A 9,618-nucleotide genomic window follows, 5' to 3' on the forward strand; every position below is an offset into this window, starting at 1 on the left:
CGTCGTACCGACTACGCGCGCTCGCCATCGGCAATGGCTCACGCCAGCGGCGAAAGGCCCGACCGCACCAAATCGAGGCAGGCTGCGGTGATCGCCGCCAAATCCCCGGTGCAGCCGGTGCGCCCCCACGTCTCCACTCCGACGACCAGCGCCGCCGCCAGCGTGGCGCCCGCCACCTTGGCGACCAGATCGATATTCGCCACATCGGGGTAGCGCTGCGTGATGAAGTCGGTGAACACCGCGGCGAACGACGCCTGAACCACGCGTAGGTGGCCGGCGATCTGATCCCCGGTGATCAACTCGGCACGGGCGAGCGCCGCCTGCCGAACCACTTCGACGTCGTGGGGGAAGCTTTCGACGCTGGCAAGCACCGCCTCGAACAGCGACTCGGAGCGGGGGCGCGTTGCAAGCGCCTCGGCCAGCCACTCCACCTGCGTGTCGTAGTCCTGGAAAAGCACGGCTTCCTTGGTCGCAAAGTGCCGGAAAAACGTGCGCTCGGTGACGCCGGCTTCCTGCGCGAGCTGCTGCACCGTGACGTTCCCGAAGCCCTCGCTGGCGAACCTCTTCAAGGCCACCTGCCGCAGCGCCTCATGGGTTCTGCTGTGGCGCAGCTTGTGCAGGTTCGTCCGCTCGCTCATGCCTCGCATCCCATCACACCCGGTGGCCCGTCAGTCCCGCATCTATCATTTGAGTCAGTACTGACATATATTAGGGGCGCCCCGCGGTGGGTGCCGGGAGAAGGAGCATGAGCGATGACGGATTATGACGCGATCGTGGTCGGCGCCGGTCACAACGGGTTGACCGCGGCGGCGGTCCTGCAGCGCGCCGGCGTGCGTACGCTGTGCCTGGAAGCCAACACCTACAGCGGCGGAATGGCGGCCACCGTCGAGCTGATCGACGGATTCCGTTACGAGATCGCCGGTTCGGTTCAATTCCCCACCGCCCCTCAGATCACCAAAGAGCTTGGGCTGGACACGCTGCCCACCGTCGACGCCGAAGTCCAGTCGGTCAATCTCGGCGACAACGGCGAGGAACCCATGATTTTCTACCGCGATCCGATCCAGCTGATGACCCACCTCGCCGAGAAGCTCGGGACCGACGCCGTCACGGGCATGGCCGAGATGATCGGCTGGAGCCAGGGACCCGCGAAAGCGCTCGGCCGCTTCGAGGTGCGCACACCGCCGAAGACGCTTGATGAGATGTACGCCTGCGCGGCAAATGAATTCGAGCGCAAAGCCATCCACGAGGTGATGTTCGGGTCCGCGATGGACGCGATCGACCGCTTCCTGCCCGACAAGGACAAGCATGCGGTACTGCGCGGAATGCTCGCCTTCCTCGCCATCAACTCCACTTACCGCGGGCCCTATACCCCGGGCAGCGCAACATGTTTGGCGTTTGCGCTCGCCGTCCCGAACGACGGCGCGGCAATGATGACGAAGCTCGAGGGCGGGATCGGCGCGCTCGGCCGGCACCTGCACGAACTGTTCGTCGCCCACGGGGGCGAGGTCAGGTATCGCGCGAGGGTCGAGAAGATTCTCGTCGAGAACTTTTCCGTGACCGGCGTGCGTCTCAAGGACGGCTCTCAGATCAGCGCGCCGGTCGTCGTGTCCAACCTGTCGCCCGACTTGACCCTGATCGACATGGTCGGCGCCGAGCGTCTGCCCGCAGACCTGGTCACCCGGCTCAGCGGACGCGACCACAGGGCGTCGTTCGTCCAGATCCACTTCGCTCTCGACGGTTTGCCGGAATTCGCGCCGCCGTACGACTTCCTCAACGAGCCCGGCATGCAATCGTCGATCGGCATCTTCGGCTCGCCGGAAGAACAGCAACGCCAATGGGAGGAGTGCAGGCGGGGCATCATTCCCGACAATCCGTCGATGGGGATGCAGATTCCGTCCGTCCACGATCCCGGCATGGCGCCCCCGGGCAAGCACGCGGCGAGCGCCTTCGCCTATGCGTTCCCGGTCGAAGCAAGCCGTGACCTCCACGGCCAGCTCAAGAACGTGATGGCGGAGAAGGTGATCGACAAGATCACCCGCTATGCACCCAACTTCCGCGACATCCAGATCCGGCACATCACGTTCGCCCCGTACCACATGCAGACGATGTTCGCCGCTCCCTCCGGCGACTTCTGCCACGGCCTGCTGCATCCAGACCTGATGGGGCCCAATCGCCCCGGGCCCAAGGGCTTCCTCGACATGCCCATTTCCATCGACGGGTTGTACCTGGGTGGCGCGGGATGCCATGGGGGCCCGGGGATCACGTTCACTCCCGGCTACAACGCGGCCCACCAGGCGCTCGAGGACATGTCGTCGAGGTAACGCGAGAAGACGCAAAAGCCCCCTGCCGCACCGGTTTTAGGGCGCCTTTGCGTCTGCTCGCGCAGAGACCGGCGCTCGCTTACCAGGCGTGGACGCGGTTCTGCGCCGGCTCCAGGCCCAGTTCGATGAGCAACTCGGTGGCGTCGGCGGCCTGCTCGCAGATCGTCGGGACCTCGCCGCGCTCGGCGGCGGTGAAGTTCTCCAGCACGAAAGCCGCCGGGTCTTTGCGTCCGGGCGGGCGGCCGATCCCGATGCGCACGCGCTGAAACTCCTTGCTGCCCAGTGCCGCCGCCACCGAGCGCAGCCCGTTGTGGCCGCCCTCGCCCCCGCCGATCTTGAGCCGGATGCTGCCGAACTCCAGGTCGAGGTCGTCGTGGATGACGATGATGTCGGCCGGGGCAACCGAGTAGAACTTCGCCAGCGGAGCCACCTGGCGGCCGGACTCGTTCATGAAGCAGCGCGGCTTGGCCACCAGCACTGAGTGCCCGGCCAACCGGCCGCTGACAACCTCGGCGCCGGATCGCTTGTGCACCTTGAACTTTGCGCCCAGTCGCGCCGCGAGTAGGTCGGCCACCATGAACCCGAGGTTGTGCCGGGTGCGGGCGTAATTGTCTCCGGGATTGCCCAGGCCGACCACCAGAAGCGGTTCGGCCACGTCGCGAACCGCTTACTCGGACTCTTCGGCGGAGGCCTCGGCTTCGCCGCCCTCTTCCGCCGCGGGGGCCTCCCCCTCTGCGCCCTCTGCAACCGCGCCGGCGCCCTCTTCCTCGAGGTCGGCGGCGGTCGGCGCGTTCACCACGTTGACCACCAGCAGGTCGGGGTCGGAGACCAGGTTGACGCCCTTCGGCAGGGCGATCTGGCCGGCGGTGAACTGGGTGCCCGGTTCGGCGCCCTCCACGGACACGGTCAACTGCTCGGGAATCGACAATGCCTCGGCCTCGATCTCGATGGTGTTGGCCTCCTGGGTGACCAGGGTGTCGGGTCCGGCCTCGCCCTCGACGACGACGCCGACCTCGACGTTGACCTTCTCGCCACGCCGGACGACCAGCAGGTCGGCGTGCTGGATCGTGCGGCGGATCGGGTGAATGTCGAGCGCCTTGGTCAGGGCCAGCTGCTCCTTGCCGGCGATGTCGAGCGTCAGCACCGCGTTGGTGCCCGAGTGCCGCAGCACCGCCGCGAAGTCGTGTCCGGGCAGTTCGAGGTGCTGGGGCTCGGCGCCGTGACCGTAGAGGACGGCGGGGATCTTGCCGTCGCGGCGGGCCCGGCGGGACGCGCCCTTGCCGGTCTCGGTTCGCAGCGTGACCGCGAGTTGGTTGACTGCTGACTTGGCCATCGTGTCGCTCCTGTGTGCTCGAATACCTCGTTCGGGGGCACGGCAAGGTCGCGACTGTAAGTCGGTCTTCGTCGATAACGGTGCTGCAAAGCACCCTCGCCGTGACGCCCGGTCAGGGTAGCGCACGCGTGCCTCGGAGCGGAAATCGGCGGCCGGCAACTGTCACCCAACCGCGTCAGAGCGGAAACTTGGTGCCCGTGAGCTGCTCGGACAGCTCCCACAGCGCGGTGGCGGCGGCCGCGTCTTGCGCCCCACGGCTGCGTGCGACCGGTTGGGTGCGACCGAGATAACCGAACCGGGGACCGACGAACGTGTCGCCCGGTAAGTCCCGCGAGGCCGCGTACAGCGTCTGTCGGGCGCCGAAATCGGCGTCGGTGGCCACCACCCGGGTGGCCGCCGACATCAGCGCGTCGCCCACCTTGCGGCCCGAGGCTCCCTGCAGGTTGGTGTGCGAATAGCCGGGGTGGGCGGCCAGCGCCCGCAGTGGCGACCCCACCGAATCGAGCCGGCGCTGCAATTCGCTGGTGAACAGCAGGTTGGCCAGCTTCGACTGGCTGTAGGCCAGCCAGGGGGAGTACCGCCGGTTCTTCCAGTTCAGGTCGTCGAAGTTGATGCGGCCCGGCCAGTGCGCCATCGACGACACCGTGACGACGCGGTCGGTGAGCTTGGGCAGCACCAGGTTGGTCAGCGCGAAGTGACCGAGATGGTTGGTGCCGATCTGGCTCTCGAAGCCGTCGGCGGTCAACGCGTAGGGCGCGGCCATGATGCCGGCGTTGTTGATCAGCACGTCGACGTCAGCGTCCAGCCCGTCGGCGAAATCACGCACCGACGACAGGTCCTGCAGGTCGAGTCGGCGCACTTCGACTCGGCCGGTTTCGGGTCCGGTCATCTGCCGCGCGGCCGCGTCGCCCTTCTCCGTGTTGCGGACGGCCATGATGATCCTGGCGCCCCTGCCGGCCAACTCGCGGGCCGTCACCGCCCCGAGGCCACTGTTGGCGCCGGTGATGATCACGGTGCGCCCGGCGAACGACGGCAAATCCGCGGCGGTCCAGTCAGCCATGCCTGCGAACAGTAGTGATGTCGAACTCCAGCGGCACGGTGGTGGGCCCGGTGATGCCGCTCATGGCCGGCCAGGGGGCGGGGCCGGTCAGGCGGGCGTTGGGCATGCGCTGGGTGATCACCCGGAGCGCCTCGGTCAGTTCGAGGCGCGCCAGGTGCGAGCCGAGGCAGTAGTGGACGCCCCCGCCGAAGGTCAGCATGGGCGGTTGGCCGTCTCGCGTGATGTCGAGGCGGTCCGGGTCGGCGTAGACGCCGGGGTCGCGGTTGGCCGAGGCGGTGTTGGCGCCCACGAGGGTGCCGGCGGGAATGTGGACACCCGCCAGTTCGACGTCCTCGGCGGCCTTGCGGATGCTGCCGAAAATGATCGGGCAGTAGCGCATGAGTTCGCCAACCGCGTTGGCCGCCAGCTCGGGGTGCCGGGCGAGCAAGGCCCATTGGTCGGGGTGGCCGGACAGCACCTGGACCGCCGCCGCGAGCTGGTTGCGGGTGGTGTCGGTGCCGGCGGCCAGCAGCGTGGCGCACAGCATGCGCAGCTCGTCGTGGGTGAGCCGGTCGCCCGGATAAGCCGGGTCTTCGCAGCGGATCAAGTCGGAGATCAGGTCGTCGGTCAGCGCGGCCCGCCGCCGCGCGATCAGGTCTTCGAGGTAGGCGTCGAGTTCGTCCCACGCCGCCAGGATCGCCGGGCCGTCTTCGGCGACGTTCCACTCGAACAGTTTCTTGATGTCGTCGACCCAGGCGGAGAACAGCTGCCAATCCTCGGGCGGCGCGCCCAGTAGCGCGCAGATGACCGGCGTGGGGTAGCGGCGGGCGATGTCGGCGACGACATCGCAGTGCCCGTCGGAGGTGAAGGGGTCGACCAGGCCGTTGATCACCTGGAGGATCACGCCGCGCAACCGCTCGGCGCCGCGGGGTGCGAACGCCTTGGACACAATCCGGCGCAGGCGATGATGCCGGTCGCCGTCGAGACCCAGGATGTTGCTGGTCGCCCTGTCCCATAGCGGTCCGGAGGTGATGCCCTGCAGGTCGAGTCCGAGGCCGTGTGCCGTGACGAACCGGCTGTCGCGCAACACCATGTGGACCAGTTCGTAGCTCAACACGTGTGGGCCGTGCGGGCTGATCGCGATCGGCGACTGCGCGCGAGCGTCGGCGATCACGCGGTGCGCCTCGTCGGGATCGGTGAGGTGTTCGTAGCAGAGTGTCGGCAACGCGGCGTCGCAGACGCTGGGGGCTCCGCTCGCTTGGGTTGTGGTCATGAGCCGACTATCCGGCGTCCGGCGCCCAAGACCATCCGCCGCAGCGCGCAAATCCGCGCGGTCGACCGCGTAGACGCGCGCGCCCCGCCGGAGGAGATCTGCGCGTTATGGCCGATGTTTTGCCGCATGTCGGCGCCGATGCTGGCTACCATGAGCCAACATGCGGAGATGCCGCAGCTGACCTGGAGCGATTTGGGCGTGGGCGAGGTCCTGCCGACCGGCACGGTGACGTTGCTGCTGGCCGATGTCGAGGGTTCTACGCGACTGTGGGAGACCGAGCCCGAGAAGATGGCGGCCGCGCTGACGCAGCTGAACCGGACGGTCGACGAGGCCATCGCCGCTCACGACGGGGTCCGCCCGGTCGAGCAAGGCGAGGGTGACAGCTTCGTCGCCGCGTTCGCGCGCGCGTCCGACGCGGTGGCCTGCGCGCTGGCGTTGCAAAGGGCGCCGCTGGCCCCGATCCGGCTGCGCATCGGAATCCACACCGGCGAGATTCAACTGCGCGACGACGCCAACTACGCGGGTCCGACGATCAACCGCACGGCGCGGCTGCGCGATCTGGCGCATGGTGGGCAGACGGTGCTGTCGGGGGCGGCCGAATCCATGATTTTGGATCGTTTGCCGGACGGTGTGTGGCTGGCCGACCTGGGCAGCCACGCGTTGCGGGATCTGCCCCGGCCGGAGCGCGTCGTGCAGGTGTGCCACTCCGATCTGCGCAACGACTTCCCGCCCCTTCGCGTGCGCCGGGCGGTCGTGTCGCACAACTTGCCGGCCCAGTTGACGAGTTTCGTCGGGCGCAGGGCTCAAATGGCCGAACTGCGAGATGCCGTCGCTGCTGACCGGCTCCTCACGCTGACCGGCGCGGGAGGTGCGGGCAAGACTCGACTTGCCGTCGAAGTCGCCTCGCGGCTCGCGGACGAGTTCGCCGACGGGGTGTGGTACGTCGATCTGGCACCGGTCACCATCCCTGCGATGGCGCCGGTGACTGTCGCGCGCACGTTGGGCCTGCCGGATCAGCCGGGCCGCTCGACGATGGACCTGCTGAAGCGGTTCTTCGGCGACAAGGCCGTATTGCTCGTCCTCGACAACTGCGAACATCTGCTCGACGCGTGCGGGAGCCTGGTCGTCGAATTGCTTGCGGCCTGCCCGCATCTGACGATTCTGACCACCAGCCGCGAACCACTCGGCGTGCCCGGTGAGCTGAGCTGGCGGGTGCCGTCGCTGTCACTCGCGGACGAGGCGATCGAGTTGTTCACTGACCGCGCCCGCCGTGTCCGCCCGGATTTCGTTGTGACCGAGGGGAACAGAGCGCTGGTCGAGGAGATCTGCCGAAGGCTCGACGGCATGCCGTTGGCGCTCGAGCTTGCGGCGGCACGGGTCCGGGCGCTGTCGTTGCGCCAGATCGTCGACAGCCTGCACGACCGGTTCCGGCTACTCACCGGCGGCGCGCGCACCGCCGTGCGGCGGCAACAGACGCTGCGGGCGTCGGTGGACTGGTCGCACGCACTGCTCACCGATCCGGAGCGAATCCTGTTCCGCCGGTTGGCGGTTTTCGCCGGCGGGTTCGACCTGGAGGCCGCCCAGGCCGTCGCCGCCGGCACGGCGGCCGAAAGCTATCAGTTGCTCGACCAACTCGGCCTGCTGGTCGACAAGTCGCTGGTGGTGGCCTTCGAGACCGACACCGGCACCGGGATGCGGTACGGGTTGCTGGAGACCGTGCGCCAGTACGCCCAGGAAAAGCTCGGCGAGTCCGGTGAGGCCGAGGAGGTGCGCACCCGCCACCGCGACCACTACGCGGCCACAGCCGCCGAGCTCGAAGCACGCGGCCACAGCCACGACGACGAGCTGCTGCAGTGGGCGCAAACCGAAATCGACAATCTAAGGGCCGCATTCGCGTGGAGCCGCGAACATTCCGAGTTCGCGACAGCCCTGCAGCTCGTCGAGTCGCTGCGCCCGTTGTGGTTGCGAGCCGGCCGTGTCAAAGAGGCGCTGATCGGTCTGGACGCCCTTCTGGCTGACGAGAGCCAGGCACAGATGCCGCCCGGAGTCTGGGTGGGCATGGCGACCCAGCGAGCGATCCTCGCGGCGTGGGCGGGCGTGCCGACGGACTTGGATCAGGCGCGGCAGGCCCTGACGGTGGCCCGTCGACTTGGCGACCCCGCGCTCATCACTCGGGCACTCATCGCGTGCGGGAGACACTCGTACCAGGACGTCGAGGCCGCGCAAGCCTATTTCGGTGAGGCAATTGATCTGGCCCGGGCCAACTCCGATGAGTGGAGTCTGTGCCAAATTTTCGGCTATCAGGCGGCCGCGGCCGCTGTCGCCGGTGAGCCCGTCGCGGCGTGCGCGGGGGCCGAAGAGGGACGTGACCTGGCCGACGCGCTCGGCGATCGATTCTTTTCGCGGCACTGTCGAGCCTGGCTGTCGATGGGGTTGGCGATGCACGGAGATATGGCGGGCGCCAGCCAAGTCAGCGGTGCCCTGGCTGACGAGGCCGAGGCGGCCGGCGACCTCACGATGAAGGTTTACGGTCACGTGTGCCGCGGAATAATCCATGCGTTCCGCGGTGATGTGGCCGTGGCCTACGAGGCGGCCCAGTCGGCCCTGAGTGCCGCGGAGGCGATCGGCGGATTGCTGGAGGACGCGGTTTACGCCGTTTTCGCAGAAGCCGCTCTGGCCGACGGCGACGCTGCGGCGGCAGCGCGGGCGGCCCAGCACGCCTGGGAGCACACCAATCCGCAGCGCGAATCCTTCACCGCACTCGTTACCCCGATGGCCGAGGTCGCACTCGCCTGCGGCGATCTGGCGGCGGCGTACCGTTGGGCCGACGACACCATCGCTGCGGCGTCGGGCTGGTACCAGCTGAGGGCGCTGACGCTGCGCGCTTTTATCGCTATCGCGCAGGACGATCCCGAACAGGCAGAGCGCGACGCCCACCAAGCCCTTGCCGTGGCCGTCCGCACCGGGGCATATATGCGGGTTGCCGACACCCTCGAATGCCTCGCCCGCCTGGCCGCCAACGGCGGCAACCACCCGTATGCGGCGCGCCTGTTGGGCGCGGCCGCGGCGATCCGGGAGCGCATGGGGCACGCCCGCTTTCCGATGTACCAAGCCGGCTACGACTCGGCGGTCAACGAGGTCCGGGAAGCTCTGGGCCGGAGCGAGTTCGACGCCGCGTGGGCCGAGGGCGCCGCGCTGTCCACCGAGGAGGCGATCGCCTACGCGCAGCGCGGCCGCGGCGAGCGTAAACGCCCCAGCAGCGGCTGGGCATCGCTGACTCCGATGGAAAACGATGTGGTGGCGCTGGTTCGGGAAGGGTTGGGCAACAAGGACATCGGCGCGCGGCTGTTCGTCTCCCCGCGCACGGTGCAGAGCCACCTCACCCACGTCTACGCCAAGCTTGGCTTGACCTCGCGTGTTCAGCTCGTCCAGTTGTCGCTCGAAGGCGGACAAAAGACATAGTGCCTCCGCCCAGTGAATGCTGTGACGGAAGTGGCGGCCTACTTCGCCGCGACCACAAACCCGTGGATGATCGCCTCGATATCGGGTGCCTGCGCGGCCGCCTGGTCGGCCAGGCCGGTGATGGTCAGCTGAACCAGGTATCGCTGGTTGGCGGGCGGCGATCCGGTGGGGATGACGATCCGGTTGAAGC

At 68.2% G+C, this 9,618-nt stretch carries 8 protein-coding genes; 2 read left to right on the forward strand and 6 right to left on the reverse strand.

The genetic code is table 11. The annotated features are described in order from the left end of the window. Positions 1-38: 38 nt before the first annotated feature. Positions 39-638, reverse strand: a complete 600-nt coding sequence (locus tag VMD50_RS16105) for a TetR/AcrR family transcriptional regulator (RefSeq protein WP_325428731.1) — start codon at positions 636-638, stop codon at positions 39-41. Between the two features lie 114 nt (positions 639-752). Here VMD50_RS16105 and VMD50_RS16110 point away from each other — a divergent pair, with 114 nt between their 5' ends. Next, a complete protein-coding gene (locus tag VMD50_RS16110) occupies positions 753-2,321 on the forward strand; it encodes a phytoene desaturase family protein (protein WP_325428732.1) in 1,569 nt (522 codons plus the stop codon). Positions 2,322-2,400: 79 nt separating this feature from the next. Here the strand turns inward: VMD50_RS16110 and pth are convergent, their stop codons facing one another. The 4 genes from pth to VMD50_RS16130 form a co-directional block, all read right to left on the reverse strand. Then, complete coding sequence (gene pth / locus VMD50_RS16115) at positions 2,401-2,976, reverse strand: aminoacyl-tRNA hydrolase (RefSeq protein WP_325428733.1); 576 nt, start codon at positions 2,974-2,976, stop codon at positions 2,401-2,403. A gap of 12 nt (positions 2,977-2,988) precedes the next feature. Further along, on the reverse strand, positions 2,989-3,654 hold the full coding sequence (locus VMD50_RS16120) for a 50S ribosomal protein L25/general stress protein Ctc (RefSeq protein WP_325428734.1): 666 nt from the start codon (positions 3,652-3,654) through the stop codon (positions 2,989-2,991). 175 nt (positions 3,655-3,829) lie between these two features. Beyond that, positions 3,830-4,714, reverse strand: coding sequence for an oxidoreductase (locus tag VMD50_RS16125; protein ID WP_325428735.1), 885 nt, complete (start codon positions 4,712-4,714; stop codon positions 3,830-3,832). Beyond that, positions 4,707-5,966 carry a cytochrome P450 gene (locus tag VMD50_RS16130; protein ID WP_325428736.1) on the reverse strand — a complete coding sequence of 420 codons (1,260 nt, stop codon included), beginning with the start codon at positions 5,964-5,966 and terminating at the stop codon, positions 4,707-4,709. The genes VMD50_RS16125 and VMD50_RS16130 overlap by 8 nt, the downstream gene beginning before the upstream one ends. Positions 5,967-6,116: 150 nt before the next feature. On the opposite strand from VMD50_RS16130, the gene VMD50_RS16135 reads away from it, so the two are divergent. Beyond that, on the forward strand, positions 6,117-9,428 hold the full coding sequence (locus VMD50_RS16135; protein ID WP_325428737.1) for a LuxR C-terminal-related transcriptional regulator: 3,312 nt from the start codon (positions 6,117-6,119) through the stop codon (positions 9,426-9,428). Between the two features lie 38 nt (positions 9,429-9,466). On the opposite strand, the gene VMD50_RS16140 is transcribed toward VMD50_RS16135, so the two are convergent. Further along, on the reverse strand, positions 9,467-9,618 hold a 152-nt coding region (locus VMD50_RS16140), incomplete at its 5' end, for an LpqN/LpqT family lipoprotein (RefSeq protein ID WP_325428741.1).

The organism is Mycobacterium sp. (assembly GCF_035506235.1).
Lineage (GTDB): Bacteria > Actinomycetota > Actinomycetes > Mycobacteriales > Mycobacteriaceae > Mycobacterium.